Origin of the sequence: Lyngbya aestuarii BL J, assembly GCF_000478195.2 — a bacterium.
Lineage (GTDB): Bacteria > Cyanobacteriota > Cyanobacteriia > Cyanobacteriales > Microcoleaceae > Capilliphycus > Capilliphycus aestuarii.
Window position 1 is genome coordinate 23,086 of record NZ_AUZM01000037.1, and the last position, 19,224, is coordinate 42,309.

Annotated in this window: 21 protein-coding genes; 12 read left to right on the forward strand and 9 right to left on the reverse strand. The window is 39.4% G+C overall.

Annotated elements, in window-relative coordinates; all coding sequences use genetic code 11:
- Positions 1 to 19 precede the first annotated feature (19 nt).
- Complete coding sequence (guaD, locus tag M595_RS15915) at positions 20 to 1,354, reverse strand: guanine deaminase (protein ID WP_023067354.1); 1,335 nt, start codon at positions 1,352 to 1,354, stop codon at positions 20 to 22.
- A 241-nt stretch (positions 1,355 to 1,595) separates the two neighbouring features.
- On the opposite strand from guaD, the gene M595_RS15920 reads away from it, so the two are divergent.
- On the forward strand, positions 1,596 to 2,999 hold the full coding sequence (locus M595_RS15920) for an NCS2 family permease (RefSeq protein WP_023067348.1): 1,404 nt from the start codon (positions 1,596 to 1,598) through the stop codon (positions 2,997 to 2,999).
- 33 nt (positions 3,000 to 3,032) lie between these two features.
- The gene (locus M595_RS15925; RefSeq protein ID WP_023067355.1) at positions 3,033 to 4,241 is read left to right on the forward strand and encodes a NupC/NupG family nucleoside CNT transporter; all 1,209 of its coding nucleotides are present in this window, start codon (positions 3,033 to 3,035) and stop codon (positions 4,239 to 4,241) included.
- Positions 4,242 to 4,260: 19 nt separating this feature from the next.
- On the opposite strand, the gene M595_RS15930 is transcribed toward M595_RS15925, so the two are convergent.
- From M595_RS15930 to M595_RS15955, 6 genes are all read right to left on the reverse strand, one after another.
- Positions 4,261 to 5,805, reverse strand: a complete 1,545-nt coding sequence (locus M595_RS15930; protein WP_023067387.1) for a mercuric reductase — start codon at positions 5,803 to 5,805, stop codon at positions 4,261 to 4,263.
- A 69-nt stretch (positions 5,806 to 5,874) separates the two neighbouring features.
- The gene (locus tag M595_RS15935) at positions 5,875 to 6,306 is read right to left on the reverse strand and encodes a DoxX family protein (protein WP_023067341.1); all 432 of its coding nucleotides are present in this window, start codon (positions 6,304 to 6,306) and stop codon (positions 5,875 to 5,877) included.
- 8 nt (positions 6,307 to 6,314) lie between these two features.
- A complete protein-coding gene (locus M595_RS15940; protein ID WP_023067393.1) occupies positions 6,315 to 6,725 on the reverse strand; it encodes an ester cyclase in 411 nt (136 codons plus the stop codon).
- Positions 6,726 to 6,782: 57 nt separating this feature from the next.
- Positions 6,783 to 8,087: an NAD(P)/FAD-dependent oxidoreductase gene (locus tag M595_RS15945; protein WP_023067382.1), complete on the reverse strand. Its 1,305-nt coding sequence runs from the start codon at positions 8,085 to 8,087 to the stop codon at positions 6,783 to 6,785.
- Positions 8,088 to 8,554: 467 nt separating this feature from the next.
- Positions 8,555 to 9,244 (reverse strand): ImmA/IrrE family metallo-endopeptidase, encoded by a 690-nt coding sequence (locus M595_RS15950; RefSeq protein ID WP_023067368.1) that lies wholly within the window; start codon positions 9,242 to 9,244, stop codon positions 8,555 to 8,557.
- Positions 9,245 to 9,583 (reverse strand): helix-turn-helix domain-containing protein, encoded by a 339-nt coding sequence (locus M595_RS15955; protein WP_023067358.1) that lies wholly within the window; start codon positions 9,581 to 9,583, stop codon positions 9,245 to 9,247.
- Between the two features lie 261 nt (positions 9,584 to 9,844).
- Between M595_RS15955 and M595_RS15960 the strand changes: the two genes are divergently transcribed.
- The 6 genes from M595_RS15960 to M595_RS15985 all read left to right on the forward strand — a co-directional run bounded on the left by M595_RS15960 (position 9,845) and on the right by M595_RS15985 (position 14,007).
- On the forward strand, positions 9,845 to 10,105 hold the full coding sequence (locus tag M595_RS15960) for a hypothetical protein (protein ID WP_023067385.1): 261 nt from the start codon (positions 9,845 to 9,847) through the stop codon (positions 10,103 to 10,105).
- Between the two features lie 80 nt (positions 10,106 to 10,185).
- Positions 10,186 to 10,890, forward strand: coding sequence for a hypothetical protein (locus M595_RS15965; protein WP_023067344.1), 705 nt, complete (start codon positions 10,186 to 10,188; stop codon positions 10,888 to 10,890).
- Between the two features lie 95 nt (positions 10,891 to 10,985).
- Entirely contained in the window at positions 10,986 to 11,366 is a 381-nt protein-coding gene (locus M595_RS15970; RefSeq protein WP_023067339.1) for a hypothetical protein, read from the forward strand.
- Between the two features lie 74 nt (positions 11,367 to 11,440).
- Positions 11,441 to 12,424 carry a coiled-coil domain-containing protein gene (locus M595_RS15975; protein WP_023067345.1) on the forward strand — a complete coding sequence of 328 codons (984 nt, stop codon included), beginning with the start codon at positions 11,441 to 11,443 and terminating at the stop codon, positions 12,422 to 12,424.
- A gap of 57 nt (positions 12,425 to 12,481) precedes the next feature.
- Positions 12,482 to 13,561: a coiled-coil domain-containing protein gene (locus M595_RS15980; RefSeq protein WP_023067392.1), complete on the forward strand. Its 1,080-nt coding sequence runs from the start codon at positions 12,482 to 12,484 to the stop codon at positions 13,559 to 13,561.
- Positions 13,562 to 13,686: 125 nt separating this feature from the next.
- The gene (locus M595_RS15985; protein WP_023067395.1) at positions 13,687 to 14,007 is read left to right on the forward strand and encodes a hypothetical protein; all 321 of its coding nucleotides are present in this window, start codon (positions 13,687 to 13,689) and stop codon (positions 14,005 to 14,007) included.
- A 126-nt stretch (positions 14,008 to 14,133) separates the two neighbouring features.
- Here M595_RS15985 and M595_RS15990 read toward each other — a convergent pair whose 3' ends face one another.
- Positions 14,134 to 14,952 carry a DUF4198 domain-containing protein gene (locus M595_RS15990; protein ID WP_023067374.1) on the reverse strand — a complete coding sequence of 273 codons (819 nt, stop codon included), beginning with the start codon at positions 14,950 to 14,952 and terminating at the stop codon, positions 14,134 to 14,136.
- A gap of 305 nt (positions 14,953 to 15,257) precedes the next feature.
- Between M595_RS15990 and hflX the strand changes: the two genes are divergently transcribed.
- The 3 genes from hflX (at position 15,258) to M595_RS16005 (ending at position 18,313) form a co-directional block, all read left to right on the forward strand.
- On the forward strand, positions 15,258 to 17,015 hold the full coding sequence (gene hflX, locus M595_RS15995; RefSeq protein WP_023067403.1) for a GTPase HflX: 1,758 nt from the start codon (positions 15,258 to 15,260) through the stop codon (positions 17,013 to 17,015).
- A 7-nt stretch (positions 17,016 to 17,022) separates the two neighbouring features.
- Positions 17,023 to 17,475: a hypothetical protein gene (locus M595_RS16000; protein WP_023067404.1), complete on the forward strand. Its 453-nt coding sequence runs from the start codon at positions 17,023 to 17,025 to the stop codon at positions 17,473 to 17,475.
- A gap of 181 nt (positions 17,476 to 17,656) precedes the next feature.
- Positions 17,657 to 18,313 carry a hypothetical protein gene (locus tag M595_RS16005; protein ID WP_023067342.1) on the forward strand — a complete coding sequence of 219 codons (657 nt, stop codon included), beginning with the start codon at positions 17,657 to 17,659 and terminating at the stop codon, positions 18,311 to 18,313.
- A 135-nt stretch (positions 18,314 to 18,448) separates the two neighbouring features.
- Here M595_RS16005 and M595_RS16010 read toward each other — a convergent pair whose 3' ends face one another.
- A complete protein-coding gene (locus M595_RS16010) occupies positions 18,449 to 18,664 on the reverse strand; it encodes a hypothetical protein (protein WP_203419094.1) in 216 nt (71 codons plus the stop codon).
- Positions 18,665 to 18,776: 112 nt separating this feature from the next.
- On the opposite strand from M595_RS16010, the gene M595_RS16015 reads away from it, so the two are divergent.
- Positions 18,777 to 19,190 (forward strand): hypothetical protein, encoded by a 414-nt coding sequence (locus M595_RS16015; RefSeq protein WP_023067383.1) that lies wholly within the window; start codon positions 18,777 to 18,779, stop codon positions 19,188 to 19,190.
- Positions 19,191 to 19,224 lie beyond the last annotated feature (34 nt).

Here is a 19,224-nt window from a genome sequence, read left to right on the forward strand (position 1 = left end):
AAATTGATGATCAATCTGGTTAACTTCGGATGTAAGCCTGTTCTCCTAAAATATAAGTGGCAGCTACGGATCGATCATCTCCTAAGATGATGAGAGAAAATATAAAATCCGCTATTTCTTCTATCGTTTTAGCGTGTATTTTACCTTGAGTTCGCAATGCCAACAATGGGGTTGCTCGCCCATCTAATACCACAAAATCTGCTTCTTTACCAATCTCAAAGTTTCCAATCTTATCGTCTAAAGATAAGGCTTCTGCACTCCCTAATGTAGCCAGAAATAAAGCTTGTAAACCGGATAGATTTTGTCCTTGAAGATGGGTGACTTTGTAGGCTTCGTGGGCAGTTTGGAGGAGAGAAAAGCTCGTTCCGCCGCCGACATCGGTTGCTAAACCCACAGGAATTGGATATTCTCTAGATTTGGCTTGATGGAGTTTAAAAAGTCCGCTTCCTAAAAATAAGTTAGAAGTCGGACAAAAAGCAATAGCAGATTGAGTTTCTGATAACCGTTGAAACTCGGAGTCGGAAAGATGAATTCCATGAGCAAAAATTGATTGTTTCCCGACTAATCCAAATTGTTCATAAACCTGTAAATAGTCTAAACTGTCTGGAAAAAGTTCAGCAACAAATTTAATTTCATTGACATTTTCAGACAGATGAGTGTGTAGATAAACATCGGGGTATTCTTGCAGGAGTTTCCCCGCGAGATGGAGTTGTTGGGGTGTTGAAGTAATCGCAAACCGAGGAGTAACAGCGTAGAGAAGGCGATTTTTATTGTGCCATTTTTCAATGAGTTTTTGACTTTCTTCATAAGAAGATTTTGCGGTATCGAGTAAATATTCAGGTGCATGACGATCCATCATCACTTTACCCGCAATCATTCGCAAGTTTCGGGAGTTTGCCGCTTCAAAAAAGGCATCTACAGACTCGGAAAAAACTGCGGCTAAAACCACAGCGGTTGTGGTACCATTTCGCAGAAGTTCGTTGAGAAAAAATTGGGCAATGTGTTGGGAGTAATCTGGATCTTTAAATTTAGATTCTGTTAAAAATGTGTATCTTTCTAACCAATCTAACAGTTGATTACTATCAGAAGCAATCATTTCTGTTTGCGGATAATGAACGTGTAAATCAATGAATCCCGGCACAATTAATTTGTCAGGGTAAGCAATGTATTCAACATCGGAATATTGAGGTTGTAGATGTTCATAGCTACCAAATTCCTTGATTTTTCCATTTTCGACAATCAGTAAACCATCGGGTATATAGCGAATACTCTCCTCTACTGACCCATAAAAAGGATCGGCAACACAGTCAAAAAATGCGCCTCGAAAGGCTTTAATAGAAGTTTGAGATGGCATCAGGTTTGTATGAGTAAAGTTATGAAGTTTCTTTTTGTAAATGTGAAGCTTTAAATGGAGTTGAGATTAATAATGTTAAAAGGATAATTGCTCGACTGGATTAGTCTATAGATTTTATAGTATATCATTTTATTGATTAAATGACGAGTCATCAACCCGTGTTCTAAATATTTTTGGAGAGTTTCAGAAAAAGGATTGAGGTTTGATATGATAGCGAAATATCTTGATAGAGTCAGTTTAAATGAGTTTCGATCATCATCCTCCACCAAACCGAGGTAGGCTAAATGCGATCGCCCGTTATTTTCAGTTTGCACACTTTCAAACCAACTTCCGTACAGAAACCCTAGCCGGAATCACTACATTTATGACGATGGCTTATATTTTAGTCGTTAATCCGATTATTTTATCCGATGCAATTTATATTAATCAATCGGGAGATTTATTTCCTCAATTAGTCGTAGCGACGGGAATTTCTGCGGCAATTGGCACGTTAATTATGGCATTATTAGCCAACTATCCGTTTGCTCAAGCACCAGGAATGGGACTGAATGCTTTTTTTGCTTATACGGTGGTTTTAAGGCTAGGAATCGACTGGAGATTAGCGTTAAGTTCTGTCTTTATTGAGGGATTAATTTTTATCGGATTAACCCTCAGTAATATTCGCCGTCAAATTATTACTGCAATTCCAAACTCATTAAAAAGTGCTACGGCTGCGGGAATTGGTTTGTTTATTGCTTATATTGGTTTGGCGAGTAATCTTGAAACAGGAGGTGCAGGAATTATTGTGGCGAATGAAGTCACAAAAACAGCTTTTGGGAGTCTCAGAGAACCCCAAACGTTAGTAGCAATTGCCGGAATTTTGATCACGTCTGCTTTGGTTGTTCGTCGAATCAAAGGCGCTTTATTATGGGGAATTTTAGCCACTGCAAGTTTAGGCTGGATTTTAGGAATAACTCCTTGGCCTCAAGGAATTCTGGAATTTCCGCCTTTTCCCAAAGAATTATTTGGAGAGGCTTTTTTAGGACTTGTTAACCTCAATGCTAATAATTTTATTGATTTTGTAGCCGTTACATTTGTATTTTTATTTGTTGATTTATTTGATACAATTGGAACACTCACAGGTGTAGCGATGAAAGCGGGTTATATTGATGAAAATGGCGAACTTCCTCGGGCAAATCAAGCGTTAATGGCGGATGCAATTGCCACAACATCAGGCGCAATTTTAGGAACTTCTAGTGTCACCACTTATATTGAATCGGCGGCGGGTGTATCCGAAGGTGGACGCACGGGTTTTACCTCTGTAATTACGGCCATATTATTGGGGTTATCTATTCTATTTATTCCGGTTTTAAAAGCCATTCCTGCCTATGCCACTACTCCCACATTAGTGATTGTTGGTGTATTAATGCTATCTAATATTGCCCAAATTCATTGGCAAGATTTAGGAGAAGCAATTCCGGCATTTTTAACGCTGTTTACCATTCCGTTAACGTTCTCCATTGCCGAAGGATTATCGATTGGATTTATTAGCTATCCTTTGCTGAAAAGTTTTCAAGGAAAAAGCCGCGAAGTTTCCCTCGCAACTTGGATTTTAGCCGGAGTTTTTGTGGTGCGGTTTGTGTTTATGACAGTCCGTTTTGGTTAATGTTTTTCAACTAATATTTATAGCGTTAATTACATGGAAAATTTAATTTCATTATTGGGTATTGTTGTGTTTTTGGGAATAGGTTATAGTCTTTCTGTGAATCGAAAAGCTGTAATTTGGCGACCTGTTATTTGGGGAATTGCGTTACAATTTATTCTCGCTGTAATTATTCTCAGAATTCCTGGAACTTATTTAGTTTTTGATGCCATTGGTCTTGTTGTTACCCGTTTTTTAGATTTTACCGTTGAGGGGGCTAAATTTGTCTTTGGGGAAAACTACGAAGAACATTTTTTTGCGTTTAAAGTCTTACCAACTATTATCTTTTTCTCGTCTTTTGTGTCTGTTTTATATTATCTCGGTCTTCTCCAAAAAATCGTTAAAGCCGTCGCCTGGGTGATGTTAAAAACCACAAAAACATCGGGGGCGGAATCTCTTTCTAATGCGGCGAATGTGTTTGTGGGAATGACGGAAGCACCGCTTTTGGTTAAACCCTTTATCAACACCATGACTAAATCGGAATTAAACACCGTAATGACGGGAGGTTTTGCCACTGTAGCGGGGGGAGTTTTGGCGGCTTATGTGTCTTTTGGAATTTCCGCTAGAGACTTGATTTCAGCGTCGGTAATGGCGGCGCCCTGTGCGTTAGGAATGTCTAAATTACTCTACCCTGAAACCGAAAAACCAGAAACCGCAGGAAAGTTAGAATTAAACGTCGAAAAAACGGCGACAAATGTTGTCGATGCGGCGGCGGCGGGTGCGATAGAAGGGGCAAAACTAGCGGTTAATATTGCGGCGGTGATTATTGCTTTTTTAGCGTTAATTGCCTTTTTAAATGCGGTTTTAAGTTGGTTTGGGGGATTGTTTGGCTATCCTCAACTTTCCTTAGATTTAATCTTAGGTTGGGTATTATATCCGATAGCATTATTGACAGGTGTTTCTTGGGGTGATGCCAGTCAAGTTGCTGCGTTAATTGGAAAAAAGATCATTTTAAACGAGTTTATTGCTTATGTAGATTTAGCAGAAATGATTAAAAATAATGCGCTTTCCGAACGTTCGATTAGAATTGCTACATTTGCCCTCTGTAGTTTTGCCAATATTGGATCTATTGGGATTCAAATTGGGGCTTTAAGTGGGATTGCGCCTCAACGTCGCAGTGAACTGGCTGAATTAGGAATTCGAGCGATGATTGGCGGAGTTTTAACCAATTTAATTGTTGCGGCAACAGCCGGATTTTTGTTATAATTATCTTAATTAGTAAGTTTTAACGTTGCCAACTCAACCAAATTGAAGCCAATTTTTTCACCCATCCTTTTAACCAGGTAAAATTGTATTTATCCGCCGCTTTCCGAATCACTTCCGATTGGGTTGGATAGGGATAAATTGTATTGGCAATCGTTCTTAATCCCACATTTCCCACCATTGCCAAGGTGATTTGATTAATCATTTCTCCGGCGTGTGCGGATACAATTGTCGCGCCCAATATTTTATCGGTTCCGTGACGAACGTGAACTTTAGCAAACCCATTCGTTTGTCTATCAATACAAGCGCGATCGATATCGCTTAGTGGCACGTAAAACGTTTTCACTTTTTCGGGTTTTTGCAAAATTTCGGCTTCCGTTATCCCCACTTGAGCGACTTCGGGATCGGTATAAGCACAGGAGGGAATAATCAAACTGCTGAGTTTTTTTCGTCCGATTCCAAGCGGTGAAAATAAAGCATTTTGAACGACAATTCTCGCCGCCGCATCCGCCGCATGGGTGAATTTTGACTCCATACAAACATCCCCAACCGCATAAATATTAGGATTAGTTGTTTGCAAGTAATCGTTAATAATAATTCCTTTTTTTGGATCGGATTTAACCCCAACTGCTTCTAAGTTTAAGCCTTTAATATTGGGCTGTCTTCCGGTAGCGACAATAATTTCATCAACAGTAGATTGTTCTTCAATTCCTAAAACATCATAATAAATAGTTTTGCCATCTTCCGACTCTATTCGCTTGATATCTGCATTTAAAACTGTATAGATTCCTTCCCGTGCAAATACCTCTTGAATAAGATCTGAAACTTCAATATCGGAACGTTTAAGAACTTGATCTCCTCTTTGCAATAAAATAACTTTTGAACCCAGACGTTGAAAGGTTTGAGCGAGTTCACAGCCAATATAACCCCCCCCAATAACAGCCAGAGATTCCGGAAGTTTGGTTAAAGAAAATACGGTTTCATTCGTCAAATATCCTGCTGTTTCTAAACCTGCAATTTGGGGTATAATTGGATGAGAACCCGTAGCAATTACAGCTTTCTTGAAGCGCAGTTTTTCTCCGCGAACATCAACAGTTTGTGAACTCGAAAAATGAGCTTTTCCGAGAAAAATATCAACTCCAAATTCTTCTTGAAATCGAGCCGCAGAATCGTTAGAACTAATTTGCGATCGCACTTTTCGCATTTGTTCCATGACGACAGAAAAATCAGCTTTCACACTCTCTGGAACCGGAATTCCGTACTCAGAAGCAATACCGACAGCAGCAGCAATTCTACTGGAACGAATTAAGGCTTTTGAAGGAACACAACCGACATTTGTACAGTCTCCTCCTAACAAATTCTGTTCAATTAATGCGACTTTTCCACCTAATAAACCTGCACCTGCTGCGGTTACTAATCCTGCTGTTCCACCCCCAATAACGACTAAATTGTAACAGCGTTCAGGTTGGGGATTTTTCCAGTGAGAGGGATGCAAATTTTCAACCAAAGTTTGATTGAATTCATCCATCGGAGAAACGGTAATCGGCTGATTCTCTAACTGAGTCATTTTTCCTTAAACATTGAAAATAAAGCGATTTCTATCGTTAAAGTTTAACTGAAATTTGATCAGCAACTCTTAAGAACGGAGTAAACCGGGAATAATAGAAGCTTGTTTCGGATTATCATCAGGTTTAGTATACCAATAAGCCCAAGTAATTAAAACAGCTTGAAAAGGAAGCCGAATCGCCTGAAACCAATTTCCATCCGGTATGCCATCAATATGAATATGATTGACTGCCATATTAATATTAGCAGGAAATACGGCAATAAATAATGCTAGAAGTCCCCAAGCAGCGAATTGAGAAACCGGAGGAGTTAACAGTCCAATTCCCCCGAGTATTTCAAAAACACCGCTAATATAAACTAAAGCCGCAGGTGAGGGCAGAAAATCGGGTACAATTCTAATAAACGGTTCCGGTACGACAAAGTGTAGAATTCCTGCAACGATAATACAAACAGCTAAAATGACTCGCAGCAATTCTTTGTTACTTTTTATTACGTTAATCATCGTTTAATTTAACTTTTTTCAAGCCATCCTTTTTTAATTTTATTTCCTTCCAACTCAAAAATTGTAATTCCCGTTAACTCAATGGGTTCTCCTTTATAACTTTCTTCTGAAAATCCATTATTAATCCCCTGAATTCGCCAACGAGTTACAACTTTTTGATTGTAAGCAAATAGATCTTCTATTATAAATTCAAAATTCTTGATTTCCTTTCTAAACTGTTTAATCAAGTTGATCATTTTTGATTGGGTTTCAATTGCATTTCCACCACAGTAGAATAAACAATTTTCCGTCACCAATTCTTTGAAAATTTCGAGTTGACCCGCATTCCAGACTCGGTTCCAAAACCGTCGGACAATTGCCTCACTCACAACTCTTGTACTTAACCGTTCTAATTCAGCAGTAGATGTCATAGATGTCATTTTTATTCTCCTTAAGTTTACAACAAAAAACTAGAATTAAATCTTTGCTCTCTTACACTAACGAACAACTTTCTGTCGAGATGGACTCGGTGGTGCGTGGTCATTAAAAATCTCATCCGTTATCCAATCTACAGTCGCTTTAAAATTGTGAACCGGAGTGGGTAAAAGTTCTAAATAAGTTCCCTGACGAACTAAATGACCCGGTTGACCTGCGATCACAAATCGCTCAAATAAATTTGCTGCTGCTGCTTCAAGTCCTAACTTCATTAATGTACCTCGCAACTTAATTTCACTGGGTTCAAGCAGTTCCTGTTCAGCCAACGCAATCAGATTATTAGCAATAGCAATTCCTTGTTGATAAGCGACTTGCGCCGTTGGGGGTAAAGCCTGATCTAAAACTGCACTATCTCCCCCCACAAATACTTCTGGAAACTCTCGTAATTGTAATGTGGGTGTAACTCGCAAACGGTTTTGTTGATCATGTTGTTCTGGGGAAATTGACAATTTTTTAATCAATGGATGAACCGCATTTCCCGCCGTCCAAATCACAGTTCCCGTTGCTAATTTATGCAGTTGATTATTTTGTTTATATTCTAAATATTCGGGGGAAACTTCACTAACTTTTGCTTCGAGTCGGACTTCTACCGGAACCACTCGTTCCTGTAAAGCTTTTTCAGCTTTTTCTCTGAGATGAACATTAATATCACCTGTGAGAATTTCAGACACCATATCGAGAATAATTACCTGAACTTCAGCAGGATTTCCTCCGAGTTGATGATACCATTGGGGCAGCCAGTCTGCTAAGGTGCTGGCGATTTCAATTCCTGATGGCCCTGCACCAACAATCGCAATTGTAAGAAGCTGATGACGTGCAGTTTCATCTTCCGTTTGGGTGGCGAGTTGCAACTGTTGTCGGAGGTGATTTCTGAGGGTCATGGCATCATCACCATTGCGAAATGCAAACGTATTTTCTCTAGCACCTTCTATCCCAAAATAACAAGCAACACTTCCTAATCCTAAGACTAAATTTTCATAGGAATAGTCTAAACCTGATGAAAGTTTAAGTTGACGGTGTTTGAAATCAATTTCATCTACACTTCCTTGAATATAAGTAATATTGCTACAGTCTAAAAGTTCTTCATAGCGAGGTAAAACTTGATCAACTTCCATTTCTCCACTTAAAACTTCATAGAGTAAAGGTTTAAACACAAAACGTTCTTGAGGATCAATTAAAATAGTCGGTCGTAAATAGTTATGATGGCACAAATGTAAAGCCGTAAACAAACCTGTAAAGCCGGCACCAACAATTGCCGTTGTATAATGTTCGTTATTTATAGAAGTATGGTTTGAGTTAATGGTCATTTGCCTGTTTTTATATATATTTTACAATCAACTTTACAATCAACTTTAAAGTCAGAGTTGATTTTGCTAAAATTTTGAGAATAGCATTGTACTTTTATTTTGGATCAACCCAAGCTGAACTGCTTGCACAAGAAATACAGTTTTTAATCTGTACGCTCCATTGTAAAACAAAGATTCTGATTTTTGAAGCAGTTTAGCTTGATTTATAACTTTAGGACTATGTTTGTTTTTTAACTGAACTCCCTCTTTGGTGATCTCGTTTGAGTCATCCTCTCTCTCTAGATAGAGATTTGTATTATAGTCTTTATTGATTTTTTTTAGAACTATGGCTTTAATTTTTGATTTCGGATTTTTATCTAAAAAATAAAGTCAGGTTGATTACACCCATCTATATTTATTTAGAGACGTTGATGACAACGCCTCTACTCACTTTCTCAAAATAAACTGGGTTTTAAGTTGAGAACTAACTATCCAAACAAACGCTGCTGATTTTCCGTTACCCCTTGACCTCGATAAATTTGGCGAGTGTTTTTAGGGATAGTAATCCAACCTAAATCTTGCAAGCGATTAGTGAGATTAGAAATCGTGACTCCTAACTGATCACGGAGTTTATATAAATCCGTCCATTTTGTTAGATCTAAGCCCTGCTGTTTCTCTTCTAAAATATGTTGAGGCATCAACAAACAACTCGCAAAATACTGCGCTTGCCATTCAATGGAAGCAATTTTTGAGTCATAAGCCGAACCCCGACACACAAATGGTTCTTCGGAAGTTGTGGGCTTTTTCCCGTATTCTCCTAACGGTAATTCCAACTGTTTAACCTCACCATCGACTTCATCTTGATTGATGTGTAAAACCCAATGACCAATTTCATGGGCAATAGTTGACTCAATAAACCCTTGAGGTTTTTCGAGGATATTTTCGTTAATTTCAATGGTTCGTTCAGTCGGTAAAATACGGGCAGCAATTTCTCCTTCCCCATCGGCAGGAATCTCATCCCAAACCACTCCTAAATCGAGAAAATCTGCAACCAAAGAAGACTCAAACGGCCACTGAGGTGCAAAATTGGGTTGAGTTTGCATTTGAGTGAGAATATCCTGCGCCCGCCGTTCGATAGATTCTTTCGGATAAAAACGGTACGGCTTCAGAATACTCATTTATTCAGTCTCCTGGGCAGCATCAAAAATCTTTTTAGCAAAGCTTGGGTTCTCTTGCAATCTTCGGAATAAAGCTGTTATTTCCTTGTTATTTTGCTTGAGAAAATTCTCGTAATGTTGCGGAATTCGACCCGCTAAAAAGATTAACTCCTCCTCATCAATGCCGAGATTTCGCGCCAGTCCCCGAATGACATCTTCTTTGGGGGCGTAGTCAGCACGGTCATTCTCTAGCTTTGACAGGTAGGTAAAATCAACCTTTAACAGCGCCGCAAGCTGTCGTTGGGAGTATCCCTTGTCCTTGCGGGCTTGACGAATCAGTTTTCCAAATGTTTGTTCCACGGTATTTCCCTCCTATGCTCGATCATATGCGAGTTTGACGTAAATTTCAACTTATGGCTTGACGATTAAATCAACAACTGTTACTATCGGCATAGTTGATAAAAACTTCAACATAGCTCTCACCTCACCTGGGGTTGAAACTTACATCAATTCTAACGGCACTCTAGATAAGGTGTACCCCCATTGGAATTAAAGGGTGTGAAGAATCATTAAAAGTGCAAACACTTGAATGGATTGAAATATACAGGAGGATGAACCTCTATGCTCAGAACTTGGACAGATACGCACTACAAATTGGATGACGAAGATTGGATGTATATTGCCACCCATGAAGAACAAGGTTCGGCATCTCTAGTTTGCCCAGGGTACGCACGAGATGGTGAAGGCTTTAGCATTCATTTTACCCCAGCTCATGCCGAAATGCTAGAAAGTTTGATTGCAACTTTACACCTCATTAAAACCCAACAAAAGACGTTATCTAGCTATCAAGAAACCCCAACTCAAAACCATATCATTCGATAGTTCAAGGTTCATTTTTTAGCGATAAAAATAATCAATCAACTCAGAATCGTCAACGGAAAAGCACAAAAAGGAAGATTAAAATGTCAAAAATAGCAGATAACTTTAACTTTTCTGTCTTTGGGGCTAAACACAAAGAAGCCATCCTTGTTCCGGAAATGCCAATCGCAGTTCGCAACAATTGTCAGTCGGGAAAATGGACTATCGGGGATGAAGAATATGGCTCTAAATGTTCGATCACAATTCTCAAATTTAGCAAATTTTTTGGGAGTTTAGGTCAAACTCAGAATACCTTATGGGGTCAAATTTGGTTCATTGCTGAATCAGGAGATCTCCCCCAAGGTGTGGTCATTGTGACTTATATTAAAAGTCGCAGTTTGAATGATTTTAACCGTTTAGTTGCATCAATTCAAGCCCGAGGAGTTGAACCAGCAACCGGGATTTTTGTACCCGAATTTATCAAACATTCCGGTCAAAAACCTGATGAAAATGGCACTTTAAAACCTATTAACTATTATAGCCTCAAATGGACATGGAAAGAACGAACGAACTGGTCAGTTATCGAACAAGCGGCTGCGGTTCTCTCCTCGGAAAGCAACTTATCTCGAATGATTGATTTAGAAGGAACAAAGTCAATGGTTTGTTTAGATAATTTATCTCCCCACGATATCGCTTATTTGATCACCTCTCACTCTCCCAAAAATCAGACTGAAGAACTTTCCTTAGATTCAAGTCGGGAAAATGCGCTTCTTCCTGCATCTGAAAAAGTTCCGGCTAAGGTTTCTTAACTCCTGAATTCACTGGAATGGGGGACGCAGTTCTTTTTGTGTTCCTCCTTCCCAAAATCTTAGTTTTTTTGTTCAGAGGTAGAAACATTAAAAAAATGAAAAACTTTCTGAAGCTAATCCAACAAACAGAGTCAAATTATCCAGTTATCAATCAACAAGAACTCAGTCATCGTATTCGAGAAAATGCGGTTCACGACTTAGACAGTTTATGTGCAGATTTTCAACATATGCAAAGTGTTATCAAATCAATTCAACGAAACTATGAAGCAGTTTTAGAAGAAAATAAACAACTCAAATTGATGTTAAAAAATTTGGTCAATAACTGTTATTGTTGGCCAGGAAATCGTTGTGATCGCTGTCAACAAATTTTGAAGTCACTTTTACGTGAAAATACGGAAGAACGCTCAAAGGCTGTATCCGATCATCAAGAAATTGTCGAACAATTACGCAAGCGACAGTCTCGGGTAAAAGCTTAAAATAGGATAAACACTTTCTATTCAACCTTCGTTCAATACTCACTTTCTGTTAACATTTTGAGGTCAAATCAATCATGGAATCTACAATTCAAAATAGCAAAACTCAAATCATTAGTAAATTTCAGCAAATTCTTGAACAGCGTAAAAAAGTTGATTCTAAAATTTCAACCAAAGAGGAAGAAGCTGAAAAAGAGAAAGGAAAAGAACTTCTCAACAAAACATCTGCCTACACCGTTGATAGTATTGTTAAAAATTTAGCGGATTTACAGCTTAGTTTTGGAAACAACATTGTTGAAATTTCCGAACAGCTTAAAACAGAATCGTCTAAATTAGAGGAACTGAAGCGATCAATTGAAATTGAAACTCAACAGCTTCAAGAGTTACAAAAAATTCGTGTCGTTGCAGATGCGTTGTATTTGTTGAGTCAAGAACATCAGGAAAAACTGAGTTTACTCACTCAAAATGCCACCCAGCGTCAAGAAACGTTAGATAAAGATAAAATCGCTAAACGGAAAGCTTGGGAACAAGAACAATCCAATTTTGAAGCTACAGTTCAACAACAGCAGGAAGAACTGGTTAATATTCGTCAGCAGGAAGAAGAAAATTATAACTATGAACTTGAAAAAACGCGCAAAATCGAACAAGATGAATATGAAGAAACTCGCCGGAAGTTAGAACGAGAGTTGACAAATACAACACAAGAAAAAGAGAAAAACTGGTCAGAAAGAGAAGAAATTTTAGAGAAACATAAAGTCGAATTTGAAGCTAATAAAAAGAAAGCTGAAGGCTTTGAAGATGAATTGAAAAAAGCTTATGTAAAAGCGAAAGAAGAAGCGATTCAAGATGCGAACCGAGAAGCAAAAGTTAAGGCTGATTTATTCGAGAAAGAATGGGAATCAACGAAACAAGGTTATGAACTGCAAGTAACTTCTTTGGAACAAACTATTCAACGTCAAAATGAACAAATTGCAGACTTATCTGCTCAGTTACAAGCCACAATTAAGCAAGCACAAGACTTAGCAATGCGAGCGTTTGCAAGTTCTTCGAGTCAAAAATAATCACAGCAACATCAATCAAATTAAGTTAAATAAACCACAAACAAAAAGGAGAAAAAAATGGCTAAAAGAGTTAGCGATCGCAACACCAAAGCTGAGATTTTAGAAGCTTATAAAGAATTGAAACAAGAAAATTCTTCTCTGCAATCAGAAGTTAAACAGTCTACAAATGGGAATGGGAATGGTAAAAATGAAACGGTTGCAACTGAACCGATCAAAACCTTAAACTTATCATCTTCTAAAAAACCTAAAATGCAGCAAGTTCTAGAAAACTTAATGCTGTTACAAGTAGGTTTTGGTGGTGCGGTGAGTGAGTTATCAGAACAGTTAACCCGAGAAGCAACTCAACTCCAAGAATTTCAAAAAAATGTTAATCTAGAGTTAGAACAACTGAAAGACTTACACGATTTAGAAGAAGTCAGCGATGATACGTTAGATGTATTAGTTCAACGCTACAAAGAAAATTCTAAGACGTTTACTGAAGAACTAACTCAACAGCAAGAAACCTTAGAACAACAATTTCAAGAACAACAAAGTGCTTGGCAAAAAGAACAAAATCAACACCAAAAAAGTATTCAAGAACGCAACGAAAACCGCAATAAAAGTCAAGCACGAGATCAAGAATCCTATCAATATAACTTACAGCTTCAGCGAGATTTAGATCACGAAGAATATGAACAGACTCAAGCCACATTGTACAAACAGTTAGAGGAATTACAACAAGAACGAGAAAAACAATGGGAAGAACGAGAACAAGCCCTAACGGAAAAAGAAAAAGAATACGCCGAAGTGAAAGCTAAAGTTGAGGAATTCTCGCAGAAGTTAGAAGAAAATATTAAACGAGGTAAAGAATCTGGGCGAAATATTGGCAACTATCAAGCCAAAATTAAAGCCGATTTGTTGGCGAAAGAAGTTGAAGGACAAAAACAATTTTTTGAACTGCGTATTAAATCCCTATCCGAAACCATTCAAAATCAAGAAAACCGGATTCAAAGCCTATCCAAACAAGTCGATGCAGCCCTCAAGCAAGTTCAAGATTTGGCGGTGAAAGCGATTGAAGGAACCTCAAACGCCAGTTCATTCCAAGCCATGAAAGAACTCGCTTTAGAACAGGCTAAAAACCAACAAAAAAATAAATAAAGATTAACAAAATTTAAGAAGATTTACACACCCGATTTGTTGAAGAAATCGGGTTTTTTTGAGTTTACAAATCCTTGAGCTTTGATCTATAATTAATCTAAACTAGATTTGTAAAAGTTGAACTGATGAAACCCGAACAAATTACCGCTTCCTTTTTTCAAGTCCTGAATAATCAACCTGAACTGTTTACCCAAGAAATACAGCAAGATTTAACCCAATTAGAAATTGCAGTAGATCGAGTTGAATATATCCCCGAAGACGATCAAACTGAATTTTTAGCCGATGCGATTATTGATTTTTGTGATGTTAATCCTACTATTTACCAAGCCTTAAGTGAAAATCTGAATACATCTCAAACAGAAGACTCTGAAAAAATAACAGTACAAAAGCGTTTTTTATTATCTCAAAAAATTAGAAGCTTGCTGACTTATAGTAGCGAAATTTAATTCCAACTTAGATGAGATCAAGATCGTGCAAAAAACTAAAGCTTTGTTGTCTATAGTTGTACCTCAACCGAAAATCAGCCGAGTTTCAGCTTTAACGGTTGAGGTTTTTTAAGAAAATTTATCGGGTTATTTCTTGATGTTGGATTTATGCTTTTCCTTTCCCTGACCTAACAACGTTAGACCTCCAATCAAACCTAATCCCAATAAAAAAGAAGGTTCGGGAACAGAAGCCGAAGGAGATGTCAATTCTGCCGATAATGTGGTTGCATAGGAAATGGCGTAGGGAAGATCTAAATTTCCATTCGGATTATAACTGGCTTCAATTACTTCTAATCCTCCTGCTTCTACAGGAACCAAAAGCACGCCATTTTCATCTACACTCAACTCTTGTCCGAGATATTCCACCGTAGCATTATCAATCAGGCTACCATTAAACAACACTTGAATTGCTAGATTTTCTCCGGCTTTAACCTCTAAGGGATTTTGTAAAGGCATGATTTCTAAAGGAAGACCAAAAGGCATAGAAATCTCGTCAGACCAACCATAAATTCCCTTGGTATACTTGACAAAATTGGTGACATTATCATAGTCAATCGCTTCGGCTTCTTCTGGAGACAAATTATCAGAAGTTCCGTCAGGATTGCTACGATAGAAGCCATTATCGTAGAAAGCAGTTAAAGCTGCAATCTCACTTTCTGGAACAAAAAATAGATTATCCTCTTGCAATTCCGTGACACCCGGAACCAGATTTTTGCTTAAATCATAGGCGGTAGCTTCGCGAAATTTGCTGACATCAAAAGGTTCAGTCTCATCGGCTTCGGGATGACCAAATAATAGCTCATATTTTCCGTCCTCATAATCAAACCAAACAACATGAGCCAATGCGGGTTGAGTCAAAATAAGGGGTAAAACTGCCAGGGATAGAAATAGTTTGATGAAGCTCATTTTTTCTCCACAAAATGGTAGTGTTCACTTGATTTTTACAAGGTTACGAACACTGTATAGATTGTTTTTGTGAATCACAATCCTCCCCCAAGGGATTTTTATCTTAAAATAAAATAAAGTTAATTAACCAAATTGACTGAAAAATAACCTTATAAAATATCATCAAAAATTGGCTGTGTAAATACGGGAGAGGGGCATATAAAATCGGACTCTACGGAAGCCGAGAACAGTCGAGGAGCGGTAAAAGCGAATGCAGTCTCCCCCCCCGGGTTAAGAGAAAATGTTAATATAATCACTTAAAGTTTTTGAATAATCGCCAAAACTGGTCAGGAGGGCCTATCGAGACAATCTATGGAAATCTGCAAGGGCTAAAAGCAAGTCAACTCAAGGGATTGCAACGCCTCTACCATCAACGGATACCGGGCGATCGCATTACCACACCGGAGTTTGCTCAACGTCTAGCCGCTAGCAGTACCGAAATCGGTCAGCCCGTTTGTGCTTACCTCAACCGTCGGGGACAAGTCATTCGGGTAGGAGTGGGAACACCCCGTCAAACTCAAATTCCCCCCCTAGAATTGCCCCGTTATGGAGAAGGGCGTTTGAGTGGGATTCGCTGCATTGCAACTCAAGTCAAATCAGATCCCCCCAACGAATCGGCGTTAACCGCAATGGCAATTCAACGATTGGATGCCTTAGTCGTCCTCACCTTAACCGGAAGCGGGTTTCAACGTCGAGGCGGGGGAGGAACAGGATATATCAAAGAAACCTATCTCGCTCATTTAGTGCCACCCACCGCAGAAGAAAACAACGGCAATCTCACCACGCCTTTAGCACCCATTCCCTACTATTTATCTCCACCCCAAAGCTTGGATATGCTCTCCGCCCAGGATTTTCTCGACTTGGTGGATAGCCTCGAAGCCGAACTGCAACGGGAGTTTATCGCCCAAACCGTCGAGTCCGATGGCGATAATGTGTTGTTAGTGGGTATGAAAACTGAAGATATTAATCCTCAGCGCTTTGAAGACGGATTAGCGGAACTGGTTCGATTGGTCGATACCGCCGGGGGTCGCGTGTTAGAAACCGTCCGTCAAAAGCGATCGCGCCCTCACCCCCAAACCGTTGTCGGCGATGGAAAAGTACAAGAAATTGCCCTCACCGCCCAAACTGTTGGCGCGAGTCTGATTGTCTTTGATCGGGATTTATCTCCGGCCCAAGTTCGCAACTTAGAAACCCGAATTGGGATTCGAGTCGTTGATCGCACCGAAGTGATCCTCGATATTTTCGCCCAACGCGCCCAGTCTCGCGCCGGAAAATTGCAAGTCGAACTGGCACAACTTGAATACAATTTGCCCCGTTTAACCGGGCGAGGTCAAGCCATGTCTCGACTCGGGGGTGGTATCGGAACGAGAGGCCCAGGTGAAACCAAACTAGAAACTGAACGACGAGCCATTCAACGACGCATCGCCCGCTTGCAAAAAGAAGTCAATCAACTGCAAGCCCATCGTTCTCGTCTGCGTCAACGTCGCCAGCAAGCAGTTCCGACCATTGCCATTGTCGGGTATACCAACGCCGGAAAGTCTACCTTACTCAATGTTCTCACGAGTTCGGAAATATATGCGGCCGATCAACTGTTTGCCACCCTTGATCCCACCAGTCGCCGTCTCACCATTCCTGATGCCATTACCAACGAACCTCAAGCGGCTGTTTTAACCGATACGGTAGGATTTATCCATGAATTACCCCCGGCATTAATTGATGCGTTTCGAGCCACTTTAGAAGAAGTCAGTGATGCTGATGCGCTCGTTCATGTCGTTGATTTATCTCATCCGGCTTGGCAAAGTCAAATTGAGTCAGTAATGAAAATTTTGATGTCAATGCCGATTACTCCGGGGCCTGCTTTATTAGCGTTTAATAAAATTGATCAGGTGGATGGAGAAACGTTAAGATTTGCCCAAGAAGAATATCCTCAAGCTGCATTTATTTCGGCATCTAATGCTTTAGGTTTGGAAACTTTACGTCAACGAATTGGGCAGCTTGTTCATTATGTGTCAAGTTCAACTTAAGTAGATCATGAGTCAATCTACCTCCCAAAATACAGAACAAAAACCGCAAAAGTTTAAAATTCCAAAACTCAGTGTCAAACCCAAAAATTGGCTCGTTTCTGCTCATGTTGCCACCGCCGGAATTTGGTTGGGAACCCGATTGTGTATGGTGATTATTGCCTTGTACAATCTCAAAACAACCAATGGCGCTCAACTTTATGCGATCAATTCCGTGATGCAATTGCTTGATGAAGTGGTGATTATTCCGGCTGCAACTGCTTCTTTAGTCACTGGGGCATTATTGTCAGCTTTGACGAATTGGGGATTTGTAAAATACTATTGGGTGATCACAAAATGGATCGCAACAATTTCTCTGATTGTTTTTGGCACGTTTTGGCTTGATCCGGTGGACAAATGCAATCACTTCAATTTCCGCAGAATTGCGATTGCAAGCTTTACAAAATCCCCTTTATATGTTTAATGATCAAGCCACAATTATCGGGGGAATTGTACAAACGATTTGTCTATTAATGATCATTGCCATTTCAGTTCTCAAACCTTGGGGTAGACGAAAATCGACTAAAACTTAACTCAACTTGCGAAATATTCAAGAGTTTTTGATAAAATTAAAGTGCAAATGGGTTGAGGGAAAAGAGAGTTAGATGTCTAAAAATCAAGATGAGTTCGTGCGGTATCAGATTCGAGTTCCCAAAGAAGTTTATCAACAAATAGAAGCGATTGCAACAGCAAAGGGAGCTAAACTTCATCCCCGAACTAAACGACCTCAACTCTCTGAAACAATTATAGAATTATTGCAACTTGCACTCAAACACTCAAACTCAACAGACGAGCATCAATCCCCCTCAGAAAAATCTCCCGACTTAGAGTTAATTGAAAACTCGATCATCGCAATTCAAACCCAACAATTGAATACCATTCTTGAAGCCCAAAAACAAACTCAAGCCGAACTCAATCGTCTTTATATACTGTATCATCAACTCTGCGATCGCCTACCCATTCAAGAACCATTACAAAAAACCTGGTATTCTAATGATAATGAATCTCCTCAACAAATACGTCCTTTAGAATCCTATTGTGAAGGCCCTTGGATGGTCAATCGTCAATGGTTAAATCTCAATGGTCGCTTCAATAAAGAAGCATTTAACGAGTGGAATAACGGAGAAGTTCGTCAAGATCAACAAGGTAATTTTTGGCGTCGAGTTGATCTGGCAAATACAGGCGAAGATTTTCAAATCCCACCCGGTTTAGCAGAGTCTCAAATCTTTTATGTATTAGCCGAGTCAAACAATAGCATCTAAAATCATTCAAATAAAACAGGGGAAATGGATTGACGACTTTTCCATTCCCCTGTCAGCATCTATAACAATGCAGTTAAACTAGATCTAAACCTGATAGATCTCAGCGTTATGCGGCACTCGTTTGATCGTCTCAGACTATTCGGGAAAATCAGGAATGACCCACTGCGGGGGTTCCGTGCGTTTTTTGCGAATGGCTTCGTCAGCCATATTCAGCATTTGATCTAAGGACATGCTGTTAATGAAGTCTTCTGTGCTATTTGCGTACTCCCGATTTGGACATTTGTCCCCTAGAACGCAGCCATTAACGCAGGCTTCTGCACAATTGATATTGTTGATATTGTTGGCTTCCACAGTCGTCTCCTCTCAACTTTAACCAGCTTTCGACTTGAAGACTGTTCGGAGGAATTGACACCCTTCCTAAACAAGCCCAAGTCTCTCTTTAAAAATTGTAATATCATATCCTATGAATCATTGGATGCAACGTCTAAAAAACTTTCCCTGGCGATCGCTACTACAAAGTGCGACTCTCAGTAATCTGATCATTGCGGCTTTAGAAATCTTGCTCTTTTGGGGGGCGGTTCACTCTTTAGCAGTGAGTAACGTCCTAAAAATGTTGTTTTCCCCTCCCTTGGGAATCATCACCCAAATTGCGATCGCAATCGGTATGGGAGCATTAGCCGTCTACTGGTTTGAAATCTGGCAACAACGATTCTTATTAAATTCATCAACACTCTGGATGCTGATTGGGTGTTTACTTTTAGGACTTTTGATTAAATCTCTGCTTCCCCTCCCGAGCTTTTTAGTCAATTTATCTCGTTTAGCCCTCATGGGAATTTTGATTGGAGTGTTCTGGAAGGGAAAACCCTATTGGCGTTAAAACAGAAAGCATCTAGAAGTAACTCATACAAGGT